Consider the following 21002-nt stretch of genomic DNA (forward strand, 5'->3'; position numbering starts at 1 on the left):
CACGCCTTGCAGGATGTTCACCATTCAACTACTTTGAACGTAGAGCATCCCCGCAAGGAGGGCCGTCCCATGCCTGCTGTGACCGTCGAAAACCCGTTGACCCTGCCGCGCGTGACCGCGCCGGAGGGAGCCTCGGCGCGGCCGGTCCTCGCCGTGACCACCGCTCCGCAGGGGTTCGAGGGGGAGGGGTTCCCGGTGCGCCGCGCGTTCGCCGGGATCAACTACAAGTACCTCGACCCGTTCATCATGATGGACCAGATGGGCGAGGTGGAGTACGCGCCGGGCGAGCCCAAGGGCACGCCGTGGCACCCGCACCGGGGGTTCGAGACCGTCACGTACATCATCGACGGGATCTTCGACCACCAGGACTCCAACGGTGGCGGCGGAACCATCACCAACGGCGACACCCAGTGGATGACGGCGGGCTCCGGCCTGCTGCACATCGAGGCGCCGCCGGAGTCGCTGGTCGTGTCCGGCGGGCTCTTCCACGGGCTCCAGCTGTGGGTGAACCTGCCGGCCCGGGACAAGATGATGGCCCCGCGCTACCAGGACATTCGCAGCGGATCCGTCCAGCTGCTCACCTCTCCCGACGGGGGCGCGCTGATGCGGGTCATCGCCGGTGAGCTCGACGGCCACGAGGGGCCGGGGATCACGCACACCCCGATCACGATGGTCCACGCGACGCTCGCGCCGGGCGCGGAGATCACCCTGCCCTGGCGGGAGGAGTTCAACGGCCTCGCGTACGTGCTGGCCGGACGCGGCTCGGTCGGCGCGGAGCGGCGGCCCGTGCACATGGGGCAGACCGCGGTGTTCGGCGAGGGCGGTTCGCTGACCGTCCGGGCGGACGAGAAGCAGGACTCCAACGCGCCCGACCTGGAGGTCGTGCTGCTCGGTGGGCAGCCCATCCGGGAGCCGATGGCGCACTACGGGCCGTTCGTGATGAACACGCGCGCCGAGCTTGAGCAGGCCTTCGAGGACTTCCAGAAGGGCCGGCTCGGCACGATCCCGGCCGTGCACGGCATGACCGCGAGCGGCCCGCAGGGCTGATCTCCTGCGGGGCGCGCCCGCCCGCATCACGGGGTGATCATGAGCCCTGTTGGCGTTCGGCAGTCGATGACAGGGGCGTCCGGCTCTCGCCGGCACGCCCCCGCCGGGCCGCGATCAGGGCCAGCACCCCGAGCACGATCAGTCCGGGTGCGCCCGAGACGGGGCAGAGGATCTGAAGCGGCACGCCGATGGCGAGCAGATACCAGCCCAGCTGCGCCGGGAGGATCCCGGTGTCACGGACGATGCGTTGGCTGAGGGTGCCCAGGGCGAGCAGGCCGAACCCCGCGATGAAGAACCACGTCTCGTACCCACGCTGCGGATTTCCGGGGACGGCGTTCCAGAATCCGGCGCGGGCCACGTCACCGAAGGTGCTGGAGGCGCTCAGGGCGACCGCGAAGTGCAGTGCGGCCAGCCCTGCCACCAGTCTGGGAATCCATCGGGTCATCGTCGGCCTCCCCCGGTCGCGCCGAGGCCGACCGTGACCGCCGCGCCGGCGAGTTCCGTCAGTGTCATGCTGCTCCCCCTGTCATCCGTACACCCCTGTACGGCTGGACCATACAGTACTGTACGGACATGGCGAGAAAGCACCTCACACCCCAGGACTGGTCCACCGCGGCGTTGCGTGCGATGGCACGCGGGGGAGTCGCCGCGGTGTCGGTCAACGCCCTCGCGGGCGAGCTGGGGGCGACCCGGGGCAGCTTCTACTGGCACTTCAAGGATCGCGACGCACTGCTGACCGCCGCGCTGGAAATGTGGGAGCGCAAAACCACCACGGCCCTCATCACGGAGCTGGGTGACATCACCGACCCCCGGCAGCGGCTGAGGGTCCTGCTCACCACCGGGCTGGGGCAGGGAAGCAGCGACGGCCTGGAGCCCGCGATCGTCGCCCACGCCGATCACCCCGCCGTCGCCCGGGTCCTGCGCCGGGTCACCGAGCGGCGCATCGCCTACCTCACGGACCTCTACGCCGACCTGGGCCTGGCCCCCGCCGCCGCCCGGCGTCAGGCCGTCGCCGCGTATGCCACGTACCTCGGATGGCACGAACTGCGCCACTCCGTCTGCGACATCGTTCCCGAGGTCGCCACCGAGGGCGCCGTCGCCGGCGCCGCGCTCGAGCACCTCATCACCGAGCTGGCCCGACCCGCCGTACACCGGGCGGAGCCGGAATAGAGCCCGAGTTCGCCGCGGACTCGGCCGGCTCTCACTCAGCTCGTGGGCCCTGGCCGCCTCGGTCAGTGGCAGCACCTTCCCGAGCACCGCGACCCCGGCCGTCGTGAGCCTCGCCGGCCTCGCCAGTCTCGTACAGCTCGAACCAGATCGACTTGCCGTCGCCCCGGGGGTCCACCCCCCACGCGTCCGCCAGCATCTCCATCAGGATCAGGCCGCGCCCGCTCGACGCCAGCTCGCCGGGGCGCCGCCGGTGCGGGAGTTCGTCGCTCGCGTCGGCGACCTCGACGCGCAGGCGGCGGGTGCCGAGAGGGCCCCGCGCCTCGGCCACGAGCAGCGCGTCCCCGTCCGTGTGGACCAGGACGTTGGTGATCATCTCGGAGATCATCAGGACCGCCGAGTCGACCTGGTCGTCGTCCGCCCAGTCGTGCAGCAGCTCCCGCAGTTGCCTGCGCGCGCCCGCGATCTGCTCCGGTTCGGCCTGCGCGATGGTGAGCGCGGTACGGCGGACGGCGGGGGGCGGGGCGGCCCCGGGCCGTCCGGCGAGGCGGTTGCGGCGCAGCAGAAGGAGCGCGATGTCGTCCTCGCGGCGGTCCACCAGCGGGCCGGTGGTGTGGTGCGAGGAAGGGCCGTGCACGGCCTGGACCAGTTCGTCGGCGAGCTGTTCCAGATTGTCGTCGGTGTGCTTCTCCAGGACCGGACGCAGCCGCGTCCAGCCGCTCGCCATGTCGTGGCCGCCCGTCTCGATCAGACCGTCCGTGCAGAGCATGATCGTCTCGTCGGGGTCGAGGACGAGCCGGGTGGTCGGGTAGTCGGAGTCCGCCTCGATGCCCAGCGGCAGCCCGCCCGCCGTGGAGCGGATCAGGGCGGTGCCGTCGGCGGTGCGGATCACCGGGTCCGGGTGACCGGCCCGCGCGATGTCGAGGGTTCCGGTGGCCGGGTCGACCTCGATGTACAGACAGGTCGCGAAGCGCGGGGCGTAGTCCTCGTACCCGTCGCCATAGGGGTCGGGCACCCCGTACGACTCGGTGATCCCGTACAGGAAGCGGGAGGCGCGGGAGAGCACCGCGTCGGGGCTGTGGCCCTCGCTGGCGTACGCCCGCAGCGCGATCCTCAGCTGGCCCATGAGCCCGGCCGCCCGGACGTCATGGCCCTGTACGTCCCCGATGACCAGGGCGAACCTGCCGCCGCCGGACTCCGTGCGGGAGCCGCCGCCGGGCAGCGGGATCATGTCGTACCAGTCGCCGCCGACCTGGAGGCCGCCGCCGGTGGGAACGTAGCGGGCGGCGACCGCCATGCCGGGGATCTCGGGACCCAGCGTCGGCATCATGGAGCGCTGGAGGCCGAGCGAGAGCTCGCGTTCGTTCTCCGCCTCACCCGCCCTGGCCAGGGCCTGCGCCAGCATCCGGGCCACCGTGGTCAGGACCGAGCGCTCGTCGGGCGTGAAGGCGACGGGGTGCTTGAACGCGGCCATCCAGGCGCCGATCGTGCGCCCGGCCACGATCAGCGGGACGAACGCCCACGACTGGCGGTCGAAGCGCTGGGCCAGCGGCCAGGTGGCGGGGAAGCGGCGCCGGTACTCCTGCGGGCTCGGCAGATAGATCGCGCGGCCGTTGCGTACGACGTCGGCGGCCGGATAGTCCATGTCGAGGGCCATGTCCGTGAACGGGCCGTCGTCCCCGGGGTTGTGCCCGTGGTGCCCGATGATCGTCAGCCGCTCGCCGGCCACCCCGAACACGGCGAGGCCGTCGGGGGAGAAGCCCGGCATGGACAGGGAGGCGGCGACGCGGAGCACCTCGGAGGTGGAGCGGGCCTCGGCGAGCGCGCGGCCGGCGTCCAGCAGGAAGGCCTCGCGCGAGCGCCGCCAGTCGCCGGTGATGGAGGGCTGGGCGGCGGTGGTGCCGGGCTGGGGCTCGGCGACCTCCTGGATGGTGCCGATGAGCAGGTAGTTCTTGCCGTTGAGCATCGGCTTGGAACGGCTGCGTACGGTGCGCAGGACGCGGCCGTTCTCGTCCATGATCCGCAGCCTCACCTCGGCGAGGGTGCCTTCGGCGAGGGCGAGGTGGACGATGCCGTCGACTTCGTTCCAGTCCACTGGGTGGAAGCGGGAGCGCACGGCGGCCTCGCTCAGGGTCACCCGCTGCGCGGGCAGCCCCAGGAGCCGGGCGGCCTCGGCGTCGAGGGTGACCGTCCCGGAGGCGTTGTCCCAGCGCCACAGGCCAGTCGCGATCGCGGCCAGGACGTCCTCTGTGCGCATTGCCCCTATTTAAGAAGATGTACGCAGCTGCCGCCACCGTGGGCGGGGCCGGAGGCCCCGTGGGGGTTCTCCGGGTGCGGGCGGCCCGTGCCCGCCTTTCGCGCAGTTCCTCGCGCCCCTCAACCCTCTCGATCCTGCGACCCGTGCCCGCCTTTTGCGCAGTTCCCCGCGCCCCTAAACCCTCGGTCGGCTGCGGGCCGTGGTCGCTTTTCGCGCAGTTCCCCGCGCCCCTGGCAGTACTGGTGCTGGCCCGCGTCGGGGAATTTCAGCCTGTCCGGCGATTGAGGACGAGCGCCGTTCAGGCGCGATACGGGGTCTGGGGCGGAGCCCCAGGGGGTTGGCGGCGGGTGCTGGTCCTCGGCGGGGAGGGGGCCGTGCACCGGGCGGTAACCTGGGCGGGTTGATTCCCGCCTGTCTCGCGAAGAATCTCGCGAAGAATTGGATGAACGATGCACCGGTACCGGTCCCACACCTGCGGTGAGCTCCGCGCCTCCGACGTCGGCGCCGACGTCCGGCTGAGCGGCTGGCTGCACAACCGCCGAGACCTGGGCGGCATTCTCTTCATCGACCTGCGGGACCACTACGGCATCACGCAGCTCGTCGCCCGCCCCGGCACGGCCGGCGCCGAAGCCCTGGACAAGCTGTCCAAGGAGACCGTCGTGCGCGTCGACGGCAAGGTCGTCTCGCGCGGCGCCGAGAACGTGAACGGCGAGCTGGCGACCGGCGAGATCGAGATCGAGGTCGGCGAGGTCGAGGTGCTCGGCGCCGCGAACCCGCTGCCGTTCACGATCAACGCGGACGACGGCGTCAACGAGGAGCGGCGCCTGGAGTACCGCTTCCTGGACCTGCGCCGCGAGCGCATGCACCGCAACATCATGCTGCGCAGCGCCGTGATCGCCTCCATCCGCTCCAAGATGGTCGCGCTCGGCTTCAACGAGATGGCCACGCCGATCCTGGCGGCGACCTCCCCCGAGGGCGCCCGCGACTTCGTGGTCCCCTCCCGTCTGAACCCCGGCAAGTTCTACGCCCTGCCGCAGGCCCCGCAGCAGTTCAAGCAGCTGCTGATGATCTCCGGCTTCGACCGGTACTTCCAGATCGCGCCCTGCTTCCGCGACGAGGACGCCCGCGCCGACCGCTCGCCGGGCGAGTTCTACCAGCTCGACGTCGAGATGAGCTTCGTCGAGCAGGAGGACATCTTCCAGCCCATCGAGAAGCTCATGACCGAGCTCTTCGAGGAGTTCGGCGGCGGCCGCCACGTCACGTCGCCCTTCCCGCGGATCCCGTTCCGCGAGTCGATGCTGAAGTACGGCAACGACAAGCCCGACCTGCGCGCCAAGCTCGAACTCGCCGACATCACCGACGTGTTCGAGAGCTCGGAGTTCAAGGCGTTCGCCGGCAAGCACGTGCGTGCCCTGCCGGTGCCGGACGTCGCGGGGCAGTCGCGCAAGTTCTTCGACGGGCTCGGCGAGTACGCCGTCTCGCTCGGCGCGCAGGGCCTGGCCTGGGTGCGGGTCGGCGAGGACGGTTCGCTGTCCGGCCCGATCGCCAAGTTCCTCACCGAGGAGAACGTCAAGGTGCTCACCGAGCGCCTCGGCCTCGCCCCCGGGCACGCGGTGTTCTTCGGCGCGGGTGAGTTCGACGAGGTCTCCAAGATCATGTCGGGCGTACGCGTCGAGGCGGCCAAGCGGGCCGGGTACTTCGAGGAGGGCGTCTTCCGGTTCTGCTGGATCGTCGACTTCCCGATGTACGAGAAGGACGAGGAGACCGGCAAGATCGACTTCTCGCACAACCCGTTCTCCATGCCGCAGGGCGGTCTGGAAGCCCTGGAGACCCAGGACCCGCTGGACATCCTCGGCTGGCAGTACGACATCGTCTGCAACGGCATCGAGCTGTCCTCGGGCGCGATCCGCAACCACGAGCCCGAGATCATGTTCAAGGCGTTCGAGGTCGCGGGGTACGACCGGGAGACCGTGGAGCGCGAGTTCGGCGGGATGCTCAAGGCGTTCCGGCTCGGGGCGCCGCCGCACGGTGGTATCGCGCCGGGGGTCGACCGCATGGTGATGCTGCTCGCGGACGAGCCGAACATCCGGGAGACCATCGCGTTCCCGTTGAACGGCAACGCGCAGGACCTGATGATGGGGGCGCCGACGGAGCTGGACGAGTCCCGCCTGCGCGAGCTGAACATCGCGCTGCGCAAGCCGGTGGCTGACAAGTAAGGGCGTGGCCCTTTCCAACCCCCTGGGCGGTGGCCCGGGGGGTTGGTTGTTTTCGCCCCGCCCCGCCCCTTCCCGAAACCCTCCGGGGGGTGGGGGGCGCCCCCCAATCCCCCTCGATCCTGCGGACCGTGCTCGCTTCTTGCGCAGTTCCCCGCGCCCCTGAAAAACCCCTGCCTTCGTCCGCGGGCCGCGGTCGCTTTTCGCGCAGTTCCCCGCGCCCCCAGAACCAGATTTCGTCTGCGGACCGCGAGGGGCTGGTCGCGCAGTTCCCCGCGCCCCTTAACTACTCGGTGCGGGGCAGTGCAGGCCACCTCAGCCCGTCCGGCGTTTGAGGACGAGCGCCGTTCAGGCGCGATCGGGGTCTGGGGCGGAGCCCCAGGGGGCCGGGGGCTAGTTCTTCGAGCGGGCGAAGAATTCCAGTTCGGCTATCGCCACCTGCTTGTCCTTCGCCGCCCCGAACGCCGACCGCAGGGTCAGCCGGACCGATGCCGCATCCCGTACCCGTACGTCGATCCGCTGCACCCCGCCGTCGTTGATCGAGCGGTGCGACAGGTGCGCCTTGCCGCTCGTGTCGGTCACCAGCAGGTCGAACTCCTGCGGACGCGCCTGCTCCGACTGCTGGCCCTGCCGCTTGGACGTGCCCGGGGTGATCAGCAGCGCCAGCAGGTCCGTGGGCTGGCCGAACGTCGCCTCCAGGTACGTGCCCTGCGCGTCACCCGCGTAGCCCGTACCCCACCAGGTGTTGGAGTAGCTGTCGCCCGCCAGCTCCGGGCCGTGCTTGGGGTCCCAGTGCGACGCCGTCCATGTAGCCGGGTGGACCGCCACGCGCTTGGCGAAGTGGTCCTGTACGGCCCGCGCCGCCGGAGGGCCGCCGAAGACGCCGCCCGCGATGAGCGCCACGACCGCCGCGGCCGTCAGCACCCTCGCCATCCAGCGCTTGCGGTCCCGGTGCAGCGGCGGGCGCTGGCCGGCGTACGGGCCCGTCGCGTTGTCCTCGCGGCGCGGGGTGAGCGGGGTCGCGCAGCTGCGGCAGAAGCTGCGGTGCTGGTGGTTGGGGGTGCCGCAGGCGGGGCAGGGCGTGCCGTTCTCCGGGGCGGGCGCCGGGGTCGCCGCACGCACCTTGGGGCGGGCCGCCTCGGGGCGGCCGGGCAGCACGGTCCCGGGGGCCTCGGGCGCCCGCGCGGACGGCTCCTCGACGGGGACCAGCAGGGCCCGCGCCGCGTCCGACACCGAGGGAGCGCGCGTCTCGGGGTGCGGGGTGACGGGTTCGTCGGTGGGCGCCTCGGGGCGGGCGCCCGCGGGGGCGGCGGGGCGTGCCCCGGGGGTCACCTCCGGGAGCGGGGTGGTGTCCCCGGCCGAGGCACCCGCACCGGACCCCGCGGACCCCGCGGCCCCCGCCGCGTTCGGCTGCTTCGGCGCGGCGTTCACGGAGCTCGCCGGGCTCGCCGGGCTCGTGGCGCCGGAGCGGGCCGCGCGGTTCGCGGCGCTCGCCCCGTCGGGGTTCGCCACCGCCGGGATCGGGGTCGTCACGGCCTCCGGGGCCGTTCCGGTGGCGGGCGCCGACGCGGACGCGGTCTCGGTGTCGGCGTTCGACGGCGGGGCGGCCGGGGCCGACCAGCGCAGAAAGGCTCCGCACGAGTCGCAGAACGACTGGCCGGTGGCGCGGGCCGGGGTGCCGCAGTCGGGGCAGGGGACCATGGCCGGGGTGGTCATGAGAGGTCAATTCCCTTCGGGAGTCAGGGTTTTCGCGGATACCTCGGCCGTGAAAGGGAGGTGGGCGGGGCGGGCCGCCGCCACCACCGCCTGGAGGCGGTGGGGGTCGACGGAGGACGGGTCGGAGAGGCGGAGCGTGACCCGCAGGGACGGCTTCGGGTCGCCGGGGAACGGGCCCAGCGGCCGCGCCGACCAGGCCGCGCCGCCGCTCTCGCTGATCTCGGGGCGTACCCCGAAGGCGAGTTGGACGGCGCGCGCCAGGCCCTGGGCGGTGCCCCGGACCCGGTGCAGGGAGACCGCCGTCGCCACCGCGTGGCGGCGGATCTCCAGCGGCTCGGTGCCGTCGAGTTCGGTGCCGACCCAGCCCGTCAGCCAGTCCACGAAGTCCTCGGGGGCCAGCGCCGGGTCGAAGTAGGCCTCCAGGCAGTCCAGGACGTTGAAGAGCGGGGCCAGGACCACGTCGAGGCCCTCGACGAAGCGCTGCGCGAGGTCGTCGTCCGCGTACACGGCGGGCAGTTGGGCGCCCAGCGGGTGCGAGGAGGCGAGGCCGTCGACGGATCCGCGCGCGCTCATCGCGCCTCGATGACGCGGACGCGGTGGTCGAAGGGGAAGAGCAGCGCCGAGGGCGAGAGGTCGATGCGGTCGGTGGCGTCGCCCCGGCGGCCGGTCAGCGGGTCCGCCGGGTGCAGCAGGACCTCGTCGACCAGCTCCACGCCCGGGACCCGTTGCAGCGCCGCGAAGATCTCGCCCGCGCGCAGCGGCCGGCCGAACGGCCAGCCCGTGCCGTGGGCGCCGCCGGTCAGCGGGTCCAGGTAGGAGTACAGGGTGTTCAGCGCCTCGTCGCGTACGTGGTCGGCCTTGGCGGCGCGGAACGCGTGCAGGGTGGCGACCACGGTGACGCCCTGGTAGAACGGCGGCCCCACCGCGAGGCGGGTGCCCAGCGGGCGGCGGTCGTCGAGGAACGACGTGACGCGCCCCAACAGCTCGTCGCCCGGGACCAGTTGCTCGAAGCGCAGCCGTCCGCCCCGGTCGGGCACGGCCTGCGGCACGACCAGGACCCGTACCGCGTTGTCGCCCGCATCGGTGGAGTCCGCCGCCAGGCACGCGATGCGGGCGGTCTCGGGGGCGGCCCGGCGGGCCAGCTCCTCGTAGTCGCGGGCGGTCACGGCGCGCTCCTGGGCGCGCAGCGCGATCGGCGCCCGCGTCTTGGCCTCCTCGACGGTCTCGCCGTCGACCCCGCCGCGCGCCGCCTCCCGGTTCTCCACCCGGGAGATGTACGGGATGGAGCTGCGCAGCACCTGGATGGCGCCCCGGGCCACATTGCCGGAGCGGCCGCCGCCGGTGCCGTACTGGGAGGCGCGGATGGCGGCGCCCTTGAGGGGCACGGCGCCGAACTGCCGTACGCTGCCGTCGGGTTGGCGCACCGAGGGGCCGAAGGCGAGTTCGCCGGTGGCCGCGTCGAGGGTGAAGTGCCGGTCGAAGGGGCTGGAGGACGCGAAGTCGTCCACCGCCTCCCACTCCTCCCAGCCCTCGCCCGCCGAGACCTCCAGGCGCACCCCGCCGACGACGGGCGCGTGCGCGAGCATCAGCCGCTGACCCGGGACGCCTTCGGAATCGCCGAGGGACTCGTCGCGCACCGACTCCGAGTGCGAGACCTGGGTGGTGCCGCCGATGGTGAAGGCGGACGCGGCGCGCACGGTGGGCGAGACGCTGTAGAAGGGCTGGCCCGCGGCGGCCTCCACGACGCGGCAGCGCAGCCAGCCCGCCTCCACGCGGCCCATCCGGGACACGGCGTGCGTGGTCGGCATGTGCAGGACGACCTCGCCCGGGCGGTTGAGGCCACCGGTGGTGTCCTCGGCGACCTCGCACTCGCTCCAGCCGTCCGCCGTCCACGCCTCCCACACCAGCGGAGGCTGGCGCGGGTCGACGCCGACGCCGTCGACGCGGCTCTCCAGGCGCAGCACGGCGGTGCAGTGCGGAAGCGCCGCCGACAGGCCGAACAGCAGCACGTCGCCGGGGAGCGGGCTGGGGCTGAACACCGAGACGTCGGTGTTGCCGAGCACGTCCTGGGAGCAGTCCTCGGGCGCGGAGCCGGCGGGCTGGCGCAGGACGTGGGTGAGGGTGCAGGGCACGATCGTCAGATCGTCCACGGACGCGAAGACCACCGCCTCCTCGGTCTCGGTGCGTCCGGTGGCGACCTCGGTGCCCCGGGGCAGCACCACCGGTTCCGCCTGGGGCGCCGAGAGCCAGAACGTCACCGACGCGCGGGCCGCCGACGGCGGGAACAGGGTCACGCCCAGCAGGTCGAGGAAGGCGAGCTGGTTCTTCTCGGGGACCCGGTTGAGGCGGTACACGACCTGGTCGGCCATGTGCGCGACGGCTTCGATGAGGGTGACGCCCGGGTCGGAGACGTTGTGGTCGCTCCACTCGGGGCAGCGCTGCTGGATGTAGCGCTTGGCGTCGTCGACGAACTGCTGGAAGCGGCGGTCGTCGAGGTGGGGTGCGGGCAGGGCCATCAGTGTCGTTCGCTTTCGCCGGCCGTCGGGCCTGGCTGGTCGCCGCCCTCGGAGGGAATCACATAGAAGGGGAAGACGAGGCTGCGCGGGTTGTTGGTGCCGCGCACCGAGTACCGCACGTCGATGTGGAGCACCGTCGGCTCGTCGGGCGCCGGGGTGACCGTGACGTCCTCGACCTCGATCCTGGGCTCCCAGCGGTCGAGCGAGGTGCGCACCTCGTAGCGGATGCGCCCGGCGGTCGCGTCGTTGACGGGCGCGAACACCAGGTCGTGCACGGCGCAGCCGAACTCGGGGCGCATGGGGCGTTCGCCCGGCGCGGTGGCGAGCACCAGGCGCATGGACTCCTCGATCTCGCGGTCGCGCCGGGCCAGCGCGATGCCGCCGCCGGGCTCGGTACGCATCGGGAACGCCCAGCCGGCCCCGACGAAGTGTTCGCTCATCTCAACTCTCCTAGATGATGGGCATGCCGTTGACCACCGGGGCCGGCGAGTTCAGCGCGTAGGCGCCCAAGGCGTTGACGGCCATGGTCGCCGCGTCCATGGTGATGTTGGCGATCGCGTTGATGGTCGTCGCGCCGACCGAGTTCAGCGCCAGCAGGCCGCCCGCGCCGAGGGATGCCTCGCCGCCCGCCTTCAGGTCCAGGGCCAGGCCCGCCTTCACGTTGATGGCCATGCCCGCGTCGATCTCGATGGCGCCGCCCGACTTCAGGCTCAGATTGCCGCCCGCCTTCAGGGACAGGTTGCCGCCGGCCTCGATGTCGACGCTGCGCGTGCCCTTGATCTCGACGCTGCCGTCGCTGTTGATCGTGAGGGAGGTGCGGGCCTCGTTCATCTGGATGTGCAGCCGGCCCTTGCCGGTGCGCAGCCGGATGCCGCTCTCCATCCGCGCGGCCCCGCCCGATTCGAGGATTTCGACGGTGTGGCCGCTGCGGCCGGTCAGGGAACGCCAGTTGATCTCGCCGCTGGTCGGGTCGACGGCCGGGTAGTTGTCGGGTTCCCGGGTGTGCTTGTCGATGCCGTTGTAGAGCCCGGCGATGACGTACGGGTGCTCCAGGGAGCCGCGGTCGAAGGCGCACAGCACCTCGTCGTTGACCTCGGGCAGCAGCAGCCCGCCGCCGCCCTTGCCGCCGAACTGGGCGACCCGGCACCAGTCGCTCTCGTACGTGGCGGACAGCCACGGGAACGACAGCCTGACCCGGCCCATGCGCAGCGGGTCCTTGGTGTTGGTGACGAGCGCGACCGCGACGCCCGGCATCGGGGGCGCCTGCTCGGTGCCGCCCGAGGCGAGCCCGTACAGCGAACGGAACTGGCGGCCCGAGACCGTCAGCCACGTCGTGTACAGGTCACCGGAGGCGAAGACGTGACGTACGCCGGTCGCGGTGTACTTGCCCTCGAAGGGGAAGCCCGCGCCCTTCACGGCGATGGGGGTGCCCGGCTTGAGCTCGGGGTTGCCGGTGATGGCGACCTCCAGCTCGGCGAAGGCACCCGTCACGTCGTCGGCCAGCGCCTTCGCGGCATGCGTGACCTGGGACAGGGTGGTGTACGGGACCTGGGTGGCGGTGAGCTCGGAGGCGCCGAAGGGCAGGGTGACCTGGCCCGGGGTCATGTCGGCGGAGATGTCCTTGCTGGTGACCGCGGGCACGGGCGCCTGCAACTTCTGCCGGGTGCGCATGTCCCAGCCGCGCACATTGACCTTCCTGACCTGCCCGGCGGCCGTCATCGTGGCCCGGCTGTGCAGGTTGTTCGCCCCGAAGTCCAGGACGTACGGGCTCTGCGCGGCCGGGGTGGTGTCGGACGGGGCGCCGGAGGCCGGGTCGAGTCCGGCGAAGTTGAGCTTGCCCTGGTTGTCGAAGGACAGGCGCACGTCGTTCTCGGCGGCCAGGCGCGACAGGAAGTCCCAGTCGGTGATGTTGGGCTGGGTCGCCAGGTCGTACACCGCGGACGTCGACTCGATCTTGCCGAGCTTGAGGCCGTTCTGCCCGGCGATGCGGCGCACGATGTCGGAGGCCGTCATGTTCGGGTAGCCCTCGACCCGGCGGTTGCGCAGGAGGCGGTGGCCCGGGTCGTAGCCGCGCACCAGCAGATGGCGGCCGCTGCCGGGCTCGGAGTCCATCTCCAGGGCGGTGACCTCGCCGGTCATCATCGGGTCGCCGCGCCGCCCGTCGGTGAACGGGCTGATGATCACCTTCGCCCCGATCTTCAGCATCGGGAACTTGGTGGTGAGCTTGGAGTCCTTGTCGCTGAAGGTGAGCTGGAAGGCGGCCGGCACGTTCACCGAGGAGTCCACCCAGCCCTCGACGAGCCGCAGCGCCAGCGGGTCGGGCAGCACGGTGCCGTTCAACTGGACGTGCAGGACGGTGGTGAAGGTCTTCTCGGTCACGTGGTGCCCTCCGAGGAAGCAGGCAGCAGCAGCTCGGTGCCGGGACGCAGCCGCATGGGGTCGTCGATCTCGTTGGCCTCGGCGATGGTGCGCCACTGGGTGGCGTCGCCGTACTCGCGCCAGGCCAGCGAAGCCAGCGTGTCCCCGGCGACGGTGCGGTGCACCCGGCGTGCCGACAGGGCGCCCGAGGTCGGGTTCTGGCGCTTGGTCTCGCTGGCCACCTCGGTCAGCGCCAGCGTGCAGGTGGCGCGCAGCGGCATGCCGTTGGGGCTGAACAGGGTGTAACTGGCGTTCACGCTGGTGACGTACGCGACGAACTGGACCGTCGAGAACGAACCCCAGCTGAACTCCACCCACGGCGGCGACGGCGCCTTCGCGCTGATGCTCTGCGAGGTCACCTCGCAGCAGGAAAGCAGCAGTTCCACCTGGTTCTGCACGGTGTTGGAGCTGGGCGTGCCCGAGGCGTCGAGGAACACCTCCAGTTGCAGCGAGGCCGGCATCGCGCCGGTGAACTTGGGCGGCGCGCCCCGGTTGTAGGAGATGGCGGGCGTGGTGATCCAGTTGGCGGACCGGCCCAACTGCACCTGCGAAGGGTTGAACTGGAACTTGACCTCGCCGATCCGCCCGCCCATGGAGCCGCCCAGGTCGGTGGGGGGCTGGTGGATGGCGAGGGTGGCGCGGGACAGGCCCTTGGCGGCCTTGCCTCCGACGGGAGCGGCCATGCTCACGCACCTCCCGCGTCGGTGAAGCCGTGGTGGGCGATCTCCAGGGTCTCGGTGGCCACGCCCGGGCTCGCCGGGTCGAGGCTCGGCCCCGTCCAGCGCACCGGAAGCACCTCGACCAGACCCCACTGCGCGACGATCGAACCATCGGCGCGCAGCGCCGCGATCTGGGCGGTGGGCCGGGTGATGCCGGTGGCCAGCGAGGAGATCCAGGCGGCCACCTTCGAGGTGTCGGCGGTGAGCGGACGCGTCAGCCGGATCGTGGAGAACGTGACCCGGGTGGGCAGTTGCCACACGAACCCGTTGTTGCCGCCCTCCTGGCGCTGCTCCACCTCGACCTCGGAGGCGAGACCGTCGCAGCCGTTGAACAGGCCGAGGTTCTGGCCGTCGATGGTCAGCTTGAAGAAGACGGTGGAGCCGGGGTCAAGGGTGGAGGGCATCGGGTGTTCTTCCGTCGGTGGGAGGGGTCACAGGGCGGGGCGGGTCAGCGGTCGCGCAGGCGCCCGATCCGCTCGCGGTCCCCGCGCAGCTCGGCGCGGAGCAGCCGGGAGAGCGGGGCGACGAGTCGGCGGGCCAGCGCGTCGATGTCGGGCGACGGCTGATCGGCGTCCGGTACGGGCGCGGCGGCCTGGGTGGCCGTCGCGGTGCGCTGTACGGGCGGATCGGACCGGCGCTGTACGGGGGCGGGGGCGGGCGGCGGCGGGCTCGGCGCGGGCGCTGGAGGGGCGGACGGCGCGCTGCTGCGGCGTACGGGCACGACGGGCGCCGGGGTCGGCTCGGCGGCCCGTTGCACGCTGGGCCGCGCCGTGCCGGGCCGGGCGGCGGGGCCGTTCAACGGCACCACCGGACGGCTGTCGGCGCTCGCGGGCGCGTGCCGGAGCGGGGCGGGCGAGGGCGGGACGACCGGGCCCGGGGCGCTCGGGACGCTCTGGTGCCGGGTGGTGAGCGGACGGGCCGAGGCGAGCGGGGGGCCCGCGAGGGGCGCCCGCTGCAAGGGAGTCGGTCCCGGAAGCCGCACCTTGCGCAGCGGGGCGGCGGGCTCCGCCGGAGCCACCGCCTCGACCGCGGGTGCCGGGGTGGTCGCCCGCTGGACGACGGGCGGCACGGGGGTGGACGCGGGGGTGGGCGCGGCGAACGGAGAGGGCACGGGCACGGGGGCCTGCGGCGGTGCGGGGGCCGGGGTGATGGGGGCCCCGATGAGCGGGCGCCGCCGCGCCGCGTCCGGCCCCTGGCTCTGCACCCGGCTGACCCGGCGCACGGCGGGCTTGCGCTGGACGGGGGGAGCGGCCGGGGCGGGAGTGGGAGTGGGCTCCGGCTCCGGCGCGGGTGTGGGAGCGGGGGTGTTCTCGACGGGCTTGCTGGGCCGTCGCACCACACCGACGGGATCGAGGTGATGCGAGGGGTGCACCGCCCGAGGAGCGGACGTGAGGGACCGCCCCGGCGCGGCGACCCGCTGAACGGGCAGCGGGCGCACGGCAGTTGAGCCGCCATCAGTTACGCCACCGCCCGGCGTGGTCGGCACGGAGGCCGACCCCCTGGGAGCCAGGGTGCGCACCGGCATGGGCGATACGGGAGCCGAGCCACCCGGCGCGGTGCCGCGCACCGGCATGGGCGATACGGGAGCCGAGCCACCCGGCGCGGTGCCGCGTACCGGCATCGCGTCGTTCACGGGGCTGCCGTGCGGCGGGTTCTGGGCGCCCCGATGCGGGCTCGACGACAGCGGAGCGGCATCGGCGCGGCTCGGCGGCGCCGCGACCGCACGCTGCACCGCAGGAGTCACCCCGGACCCACCCCGGGCACCCTCCGCCGAGCGGGGACCCGCCGGGCCGGACGAGGGTGAGCCCAACCCCCGGGAAACCCCGGACGCGCCCTGAGCGGGGCTGCCCGGCGGGACCGAGGCAGGCCCAACTGGGCGTACGGCAGAGGGAGTTGACGGCGAGGGCGCGGAGCCAGCGGGGCCCGACGCGGTGGGAGTCGGCCCCGAAGGGGTCGACCGGGTGGGAGCAGGCCCCGGGGCAACCGATGCCGAAGGAGTCGCTCCGGCGGGAGTCGACCCCGAGGGCGTTGCACCGAAGGGAGGTGATCCGGCGGGAGTCGCCCCTGAGGGAGCTGATCCGACGGGAGTCGACCCCGAGCGAGTCGCCCCGACGGGAGTCGAGCCGGACGCCGTACCCGGAGCCGTACGGGCGGGCCCGGTCGTCCCGGCCGCACCCGGAGCCGGGTTCGCGGCGCGCTGCACGGAGGTGGGGGCGTCGGCCGCCCGGGACGCCGGGCCGCTCTGCGAACCGGTCGGGTTCACGCCGGGGCGCCGGGCTGGGTCGGCCGTCGTGCTGGGCGGAACGGCGGTGGACCGCTGGATCGGGGGCCCGATGGGGCTCGCCGGAACCGGCCTGTCCGCACGGCCGGGCGCGGGTGGTGCGGGGGTGGCCCGCTGCACCGGGGGCGCCGGATGCGTGGGGGAGCTCTCCGTGGCCGAGCTCGGCCGGGGGCCCTCACCGCGTACGGGCATGGGGGCGGGTGCGGCCGGGGTCTGGGGCGTGGCCCGCTGAACGGCGGGCGCCGGGCCGGATGCGGCCGGGGTGGCCGAACGGCCGGGGTTCTCAGGGGTGGTGGCCGCCCGCTGTACGGCGGGGGCGGAGTGCGTCGGGCGGGGCCCGCCGGGGCCCGCCTGCTCCGAGGCATCGGTCCCGCTCGGACGGGGGCGGCCGGGGTCGGCCTGCGGGACGTTCGCCTGTGCCGGGGGCGTGGCGGCGCGCGGCTGGGCCCGCTGTACGGCGGGCGCGGGGCCGGGGGTGTTCGCGTTCGCCGGGCCGGACGCGGGGGTGGCCCGCCGCTGGGCGGGGCTGGGGGTCACCGACGACGGCGTCGCATCGGGGGATCCCGTCGAGGCGCGCGGGGGCGTGACGGCGCGCCGCACGTCGGGAGCGGGGCCCGGGCCGGGGGTGGCGGAGGACGACGCGGGACGCGGGTCGTTCGCGGCGCGGGTCGACGGGTCAACTACCGCTTCACCAGCATGAGTTGAGCTGATGGGCGAACTGGTTACGGGAGTCGAAGAAGCGGGGTTGGCTCCCGGTGCGCGCGGAGGCGTGACCGCGCGCTGCACGGCGGGACCCGGGCCGGGGGTGGCGCCCGGGCGCGTACCCGGGGGTGCGCTCGGGTGCGTGACCGCGCGCTGCACGGCCGGTGCGGCGGGGGCGGTCGGGGTGGCCGGGCGCGACGCGGGTCCCGGTGTCGAGGCGGTCCTCAGGCCGGTGCTCTCGGCTGGGCGCACAGTGCGATCAACATGCCCTTGTGCAGGGCCGGTTGGAGGAGCCGCAGGCGCGCCCGGCGCGACGGCAGGGTCGTGCGCGGGTCCCGCCGGGGACGCGGCCGCGCGCCGGCCGCCCGGAGCCGTGCCGGACGGGGAAGGCGAGGAAGCCGGAGTGCCCGGGGCGGCAGGGGTGTTCGCCGAGCCCGTCGAGGGCGCGGCCGGGCGGCGCAGGCCAGGAGCCGAACTGGGCGTGGCCGAGGGGGAGTTGGCGGAGCGCTGGACCGCCGGGGCCGTACCTGCCGCCCCCGGACCACTCACCGGCGCCGCCCCGGCCGGACCGCTCGCCGGGCCGCCCGAAGGCACGGCGGCGCGCTGAACGGCCGGTGTCGCGTTGCCCGGCGCGGGCGTGGGCGCAGTCGCACGCCGAACGGGTGCCGAACCCGAAACCGGGGCCGGAGCCGAACCCGGCGCGGGGGTGAACTCGCCCTCGACCGAAGCCTCCCCGGCCTCCGGGGCCTCCGGGTTCGGCCGGCCCGCCACCGGCAGGCGCAGGAGTTGCAGCGGAAGGGGCGAGGGGGCGCCCGCGACCGTGGTCAGGGCGTTGTGGAGGACGCCATGGGGTGCCGTGGGCGAGACCGCGTGGGTCAGCGGGCGGACGACGGAGAGGTCCTGGTGGGCGGCCAGGGTCGAGCCGAAGCCCGACTCCGCGGTGAGCCGGGGGGCGGCCAGGGCGCGCCGCATCAGGGGTGCGGCGGCCCAGCCCCCGTCGGCCGAGGCCGGGGCGGGAGCGGGTGCGGACGAGGGCGAGGAGGGTGCGAGCGAAGCCCCCGTGCCCGCGCCGGCCTGCCCGGCGCCCCCGGCACCGCCGCCGTCCCCGGCCTCCGGCCGATTACGTCGGCGCTTGAACAGGCCCATCCCCCGTCACCGCTCCCCTTCGCCTTGTTCCACCAGTGCCGCCACCCGCCGTACGTACGACCGCCGGTCCGCATGCTCCAGATCGAGGATGGAGTCCATGTCCCAGTGGAAGTGGTAGGCCAGGTACGCGGTCTCCTCCTCGATCCGGTCGGCCGCGTACGTCACGATTCCCCCAGGCGGCTCCCGGCCAGCTCGACCTCGAAGGACTGCTCGCAGTGCGGGCAGGCCACGGCCGCGCGGGTGTGCCCCTCGGCGTTGATCTGCCGGTAGAAGTCCTGGAGGAAGGCGAGGTCGGAGGCGAACATGTTCTCCACCGTGCCGTCGTGGACGTCACCGAGCGTGCCGAGCCGGGTGATGACCCGGCCCAGCAGGACCACCGACAGATACGCCGGGTTCTCGCGGACCCGTACGTCCCGCAGCGGCAGCAGCTCGTCGCGGGCCGTCGCCAGGCGCATGGCGCCGTGCCGGTGCACGGTGCCCGACTCGTCGACGTAGCCGCGCGGCAGCTCGAACTCGAACTCGGTGCGCAGGGTGTCCCGCGCACCGCCCGAGGCGGACGGAGTCTCGGCTCCGGCGACCGCGCCGCCGGGAACTCCAGGACCTTCGCGGCGCATTACTCGATGACCAGCTCTTCGAAGGTGATGGAGACCTGCTCGGTCATGGCGGAGGCGTCGCCGGCCTTGACCGCGCTGATCTCGACCTTGTTGCACCAGGCGTTGCGCAGGTGGTAGCGCTTCACCGGGTTGTCCTGGTAGTCCATCATGATGATGGAGGCGTTCTTGCGGGCCGAGCCCATGTTCCCGTCGATGGACTCCTTGATCCACTCGGAGAACGTGGCGGACTGCGTGGCGCCGCGGGTCACCGTGCACTCGCCGGCCTTCTTGACGCCGGGCAGCTTCTTGATGATCGGCTTGCCGTCGGCCGAGACCTGCTGGTACTCGATGACGTCCTGCTCCATCGAGAGGCTGCTGACCTCCTGCAAGTACTCGACCATGATGCCGTCGATCTGAAGGCCGAAGTTGTGTGTGGTGAGAGCGTCACCGGGCTGAAGCGACATGCTGGGTTACTCCTGTTCGTGCGAAACCGGCTGGGGGCCAAGCGAGTTGAGGGTCGGTCCTACTCCTCCAGCTCGCCGCCGCCGCCCGAGAACTGGGCGAGCCGGAACACGACGAACTCGGCGGGCTTGACCGGCGCGATGCCGATCTCGCAGACCACGCGGCCCAGGTCGACCGACTCCGGCGGGTTGGTCTCCGCGTCGCACTTCACGTAGAAGGCGTCCTCGGCGCGCTGGCCGAACAGGGCGCCGTTGCGCCACTCGTTGACCAGGAAGGCGGAGATGTTGCGGCGGATGCGGGCCCACAGCGCCTGGTCGTTCGGCTCGAAGACGACCCACTGGGTGCCGATCAGGATCGACTCTTCGAGGTAGTTGAAGTAGCGGCGCACGTTCAGGTAGCGCCACGCCGGGTCGGAGGCGAGGGTGCGGGCGCCCCAGACGCGGATGCCGCGGCCCGGGAAGGCGCGGATGCAGTTGACGCCGACCGGGTTCAGGAGGTCCTGCTCGCCGCGGGTGATCTGGAGTTCCAGGTCGACGGCGCCGCGCACGATCTCGTTCGCGGGAGCCTTGTGCACGCCGCGCTCGGAGTCGTTGCGGGCCCAGATGCCGGCCATGTGGCCGGACGGCGGGACGACCTTGGTCTGGCCGCTCGACGGGTCGAAGATCTTGATCCACGGGTAGTACAGGGCGGCGTAGCGGGAGTCGTAACCCGCCACCTCCATGCGCCACTTGCGGATGTCGCGGGCGTTGAGCCCGGGCGGCGGGTCGAGGACGGCCATGCGGTCGCCCATCAGCTCGCAGTGCGAGACCAGGCCCAGCTGGACGGCCTTGACCTGCTCCAGGTCGATCAGGCCCTGCTGGTAGGCGGCCATCAGGTCCGGCGCGGCGACCATGTTGATCTCGTCGAAGGCCTCCAGGCCACCGAAGCCGGTGCGGTCGGCGGAGTCGCCGATGAACTGGCCGGACTCGATCCGGGCGACCGTGGCGCCGGGCGAGACCGGCGCGGGCGCGGCGGCCGGCGGGGCCAGGGTGATGGCCTGCGCGTCCGGCTTGGCGAGCTGGGCGCCGGCCGTGGCCTCCTCGACGGAGATCGTCTTGGAGCGCTGCTTGACCTGGGTGACGACGTAGTTGCGGGCCGACTTCTTCGCGCTGACGTCGAAGTTCTCCACGACGGTCTCGCCGTCCTTGACGACCAGCTTGAAGCGGTCGCCGTTGCCCTCGCCCTCGGCGTCCTGCACCTCGACGGTGAGCGCGCCGCCGGCGCCGGAGCCGGCCGCGATCGCGGACACCTTGAACGTGCCGAGCGCCACGGCCTCACCGGCGGTGATCGCCTGCGGGGCGGTCGCCGAGGACTGCGGGGCGGCCTGGCCGACCCCGTTGTCCGAGCCGCCGACGCGGACCACGTACGCGGCCGTACCGCCGTTGTTGAAGAAGCCGTAGACGGAGTGCGCCAGGTAGTACCCGTCCGTGAACTCGCCGAACTCGGCGACGTACTGCGACCAGTTGGTCACCAGCGTCGGCTCGTTGAGCGGCCCCACGGGCGCGAGCCCGACGAAGGCGGCCACCGAGGTGCCGACCCCTTCGATGGGGCGGGATCCGCTGGCGACTTCCTCGACGTAGACGCCGGGGGACAGGTAGTTGGGCACGGGAAGCTGCTCCTTGTTACTGGGTGTACGGAGGTGTGGGCCGGCTCCCCGAAGCCGAGGGGCCCAACTGAGCGCGGGGCGGACGGCTCACTCCGAATCCGAGCCGCATGCGGTTGTCCC

The 21002-nt window shown here is 73.1% G+C and carries 20 protein-coding genes; 6 read left to right on the forward strand and 14 right to left on the reverse strand.

Features of this window, described 5'->3' with window-relative positions; genetic code table 11:
- Positions 1-69 precede the first annotated feature (69 nt).
- Positions 70-1047 carry a pirin family protein gene (locus tag N4G70_RS28045; protein ID WP_261715519.1) on the forward strand — a complete coding sequence of 326 codons (978 nt, stop codon included), beginning with the start codon at positions 70-72 and terminating at the stop codon, positions 1045-1047.
- Positions 1048-1084: 37 nt separating this feature from the next.
- Here the strand turns inward: N4G70_RS28045 and N4G70_RS28050 are convergent, their stop codons facing one another.
- On the reverse strand, positions 1085-1492 hold the full coding sequence (locus tag N4G70_RS28050) for a DUF6463 family protein (protein ID WP_261715520.1): 408 nt from the start codon (positions 1490-1492) through the stop codon (positions 1085-1087).
- Positions 1493-1620: 128 nt separating this feature from the next.
- Here N4G70_RS28050 and N4G70_RS28055 point away from each other — a divergent pair, with 128 nt between their 5' ends.
- The gene (locus N4G70_RS28055; RefSeq protein ID WP_261715521.1) at positions 1621-2217 is read left to right on the forward strand and encodes a TetR/AcrR family transcriptional regulator; all 597 of its coding nucleotides are present in this window, start codon (positions 1621-1623) and stop codon (positions 2215-2217) included.
- A 31-nt stretch (positions 2218-2248) separates the two neighbouring features.
- Here N4G70_RS28055 and N4G70_RS28060 read toward each other — a convergent pair whose 3' ends face one another.
- Positions 2249-4471, reverse strand: coding sequence for a SpoIIE family protein phosphatase (locus N4G70_RS28060; protein ID WP_261715522.1), 2223 nt, complete (start codon positions 4469-4471; stop codon positions 2249-2251).
- A gap of 449 nt (positions 4472-4920) precedes the next feature.
- On the opposite strand from N4G70_RS28060, the gene aspS reads away from it, so the two are divergent.
- Positions 4921-6687, forward strand: a complete 1767-nt coding sequence (gene aspS / locus N4G70_RS28065; protein ID WP_261715523.1) for an aspartate--tRNA ligase — start codon at positions 4921-4923, stop codon at positions 6685-6687.
- 390 nt (positions 6688-7077) lie between these two features.
- On the opposite strand, the gene N4G70_RS28070 is transcribed toward aspS, so the two are convergent.
- Genes N4G70_RS28070 through N4G70_RS28105 form a run of 8 tightly spaced genes read right to left on the reverse strand, consistent with a single transcriptional unit; the run spans position 7078 to position 15389 of the window.
- Entirely contained in the window at positions 7078-8400 is a 1323-nt protein-coding gene (locus tag N4G70_RS28070) for a zinc ribbon domain-containing protein (RefSeq protein ID WP_261715524.1), read from the reverse strand.
- Positions 8401-8406: 6 nt separating this feature from the next.
- Positions 8407-8973 carry a phage tail protein gene (locus N4G70_RS28075; RefSeq protein WP_261715525.1) on the reverse strand — a complete coding sequence of 189 codons (567 nt, stop codon included), beginning with the start codon at positions 8971-8973 and terminating at the stop codon, positions 8407-8409.
- A complete protein-coding gene (locus tag N4G70_RS28080; protein WP_261715526.1) occupies positions 8970-10916 on the reverse strand; it encodes a putative baseplate assembly protein in 1947 nt (648 codons plus the stop codon). The genes N4G70_RS28075 and N4G70_RS28080 overlap by 4 nt, the downstream gene beginning before the upstream one ends.
- Complete coding sequence (locus tag N4G70_RS28085) at positions 10916-11356, reverse strand: GPW/gp25 family protein (RefSeq protein ID WP_261715527.1); 441 nt, start codon at positions 11354-11356, stop codon at positions 10916-10918. The genes N4G70_RS28080 and N4G70_RS28085 overlap by 1 nt, the downstream gene beginning before the upstream one ends.
- Before the next feature lie 10 nt (positions 11357-11366).
- The gene (locus N4G70_RS28090; protein WP_261715528.1) at positions 11367-13295 is read right to left on the reverse strand and encodes a VgrG-related protein; all 1929 of its coding nucleotides are present in this window, start codon (positions 13293-13295) and stop codon (positions 11367-11369) included.
- Positions 13292-14017, reverse strand: a complete 726-nt coding sequence (locus N4G70_RS28095) for a LysM peptidoglycan-binding domain-containing protein (protein ID WP_261715529.1) — start codon at positions 14015-14017, stop codon at positions 13292-13294. The genes N4G70_RS28090 and N4G70_RS28095 overlap by 4 nt, the downstream gene beginning before the upstream one ends.
- Before the next feature lie 2 nt (positions 14018-14019).
- Entirely contained in the window at positions 14020-14457 is a 438-nt protein-coding gene (locus tag N4G70_RS28100) for a phage tail protein (protein WP_261715530.1), read from the reverse strand.
- A gap of 44 nt (positions 14458-14501) precedes the next feature.
- Entirely contained in the window at positions 14502-15389 is an 888-nt protein-coding gene (locus N4G70_RS28105; RefSeq protein WP_261715531.1) for a hypothetical protein, read from the reverse strand.
- A gap of 139 nt (positions 15390-15528) precedes the next feature.
- Between N4G70_RS28105 and N4G70_RS28110 the strand changes: the two genes are divergently transcribed.
- From N4G70_RS28110 to N4G70_RS28120, 3 genes are all read left to right on the forward strand, one after another.
- Positions 15529-15891 (forward strand): hypothetical protein, encoded by a 363-nt coding sequence (locus N4G70_RS28110; RefSeq protein WP_261715532.1) that lies wholly within the window; start codon positions 15529-15531, stop codon positions 15889-15891.
- A 453-nt stretch (positions 15892-16344) separates the two neighbouring features.
- Positions 16345-16566: a hypothetical protein gene (locus tag N4G70_RS28115; RefSeq protein WP_261715533.1), complete on the forward strand. Its 222-nt coding sequence runs from the start codon at positions 16345-16347 to the stop codon at positions 16564-16566.
- A gap of 843 nt (positions 16567-17409) precedes the next feature.
- Positions 17410-17643, forward strand: a complete 234-nt coding sequence (locus N4G70_RS28120) for a hypothetical protein (RefSeq protein WP_261715534.1) — start codon at positions 17410-17412, stop codon at positions 17641-17643.
- 545 nt (positions 17644-18188) lie between these two features.
- Here N4G70_RS28120 and N4G70_RS28125 read toward each other — a convergent pair.
- From N4G70_RS28125 to N4G70_RS28140, 4 genes are read right to left on the reverse strand one after another with little or no spacing between them, the layout of a single operon-like run.
- Positions 18189-18347, reverse strand: a complete 159-nt coding sequence (locus tag N4G70_RS28125; protein WP_261715535.1) for a DUF6760 family protein — start codon at positions 18345-18347, stop codon at positions 18189-18191.
- Positions 18344-18796, reverse strand: a complete 453-nt coding sequence (locus N4G70_RS28130) for a hypothetical protein (RefSeq protein ID WP_261715536.1) — start codon at positions 18794-18796, stop codon at positions 18344-18346. The genes N4G70_RS28125 and N4G70_RS28130 overlap by 4 nt, the downstream gene beginning before the upstream one ends.
- Complete coding sequence (locus tag N4G70_RS28135) at positions 18796-19239, reverse strand: phage tail protein (RefSeq protein ID WP_261715537.1); 444 nt, start codon at positions 19237-19239, stop codon at positions 18796-18798. The genes N4G70_RS28130 and N4G70_RS28135 overlap by 1 nt, the downstream gene beginning before the upstream one ends.
- Positions 19240-19298: 59 nt before the next feature.
- Entirely contained in the window at positions 19299-20882 is a 1584-nt protein-coding gene (locus tag N4G70_RS28140) for a phage tail sheath subtilisin-like domain-containing protein (protein ID WP_261715538.1), read from the reverse strand.
- Positions 20883-21002 lie beyond the last annotated feature (120 nt).

It is taken from the genome of Streptomyces sp. ASQP_92 (assembly GCF_025399895.1).
Lineage (GTDB): Bacteria > Actinomycetota > Actinomycetes > Streptomycetales > Streptomycetaceae > Streptomyces.

Bases quoted from the DNA above. Each gene is read 5' to 3' on its own strand.
- N4G70_RS28060 (WP_261715522.1), bottom strand. From the start codon at position 4,471: ATGCGCACAGAGGACGTCCTGGCCGCGATCGCGACTGGCCTGTGGCGC.
- N4G70_RS28045 (WP_261715519.1), top strand. From the start codon at position 70: ATGCCTGCTGTGACCGTCGAAAACCCGTTGACCCTGCCGCGCGTGACC.
- N4G70_RS28080 (WP_261715526.1), bottom strand. From the start codon at position 10,916: ATGGCCCTGCCCGCACCCCACCTCGACGACCGCCGCTTCCAGCAGTTC.
- N4G70_RS28070 (WP_261715524.1), bottom strand. From the start codon at position 8,400: ATGACCACCCCGGCCATGGTCCCCTGCCCCGACTGCGGCACCCCGGCC.
- N4G70_RS28135 (WP_261715537.1), bottom strand. From the start codon at position 19,239: ATGTCGCTTCAGCCCGGTGACGCTCTCACCACACACAACTTCGGCCTT.
- N4G70_RS28075 (WP_261715525.1), bottom strand. From the start codon at position 8,973: ATGAGCGCGCGCGGATCCGTCGACGGCCTCGCCTCCTCGCACCCGCTG.
- N4G70_RS28095 (WP_261715529.1), bottom strand. From the start codon at position 14,017: ATGGCCGCTCCCGTCGGAGGCAAGGCCGCCAAGGGCCTGTCCCGCGCC.
- N4G70_RS28085 (WP_261715527.1), bottom strand. From the start codon at position 11,356: ATGAGCGAACACTTCGTCGGGGCCGGCTGGGCGTTCCCGATGCGTACC.
- N4G70_RS28100 (WP_261715530.1), bottom strand. From the start codon at position 14,457: ATGCCCTCCACCCTTGACCCCGGCTCCACCGTCTTCTTCAAGCTGACC.
- N4G70_RS28130 (WP_261715536.1), bottom strand. From the start codon at position 18,796: ATGCGCCGCGAAGGTCCTGGAGTTCCCGGCGGCGCGGTCGCCGGAGCC.
- N4G70_RS28055 (WP_261715521.1), top strand. From the start codon at position 1,621: ATGGCGAGAAAGCACCTCACACCCCAGGACTGGTCCACCGCGGCGTTG.
- N4G70_RS28050 (WP_261715520.1), bottom strand. From the start codon at position 1,492: ATGACCCGATGGATTCCCAGACTGGTGGCAGGGCTGGCCGCACTGCAC.
- aspS (WP_261715523.1), top strand. From the start codon at position 4,921: ATGCACCGGTACCGGTCCCACACCTGCGGTGAGCTCCGCGCCTCCGAC.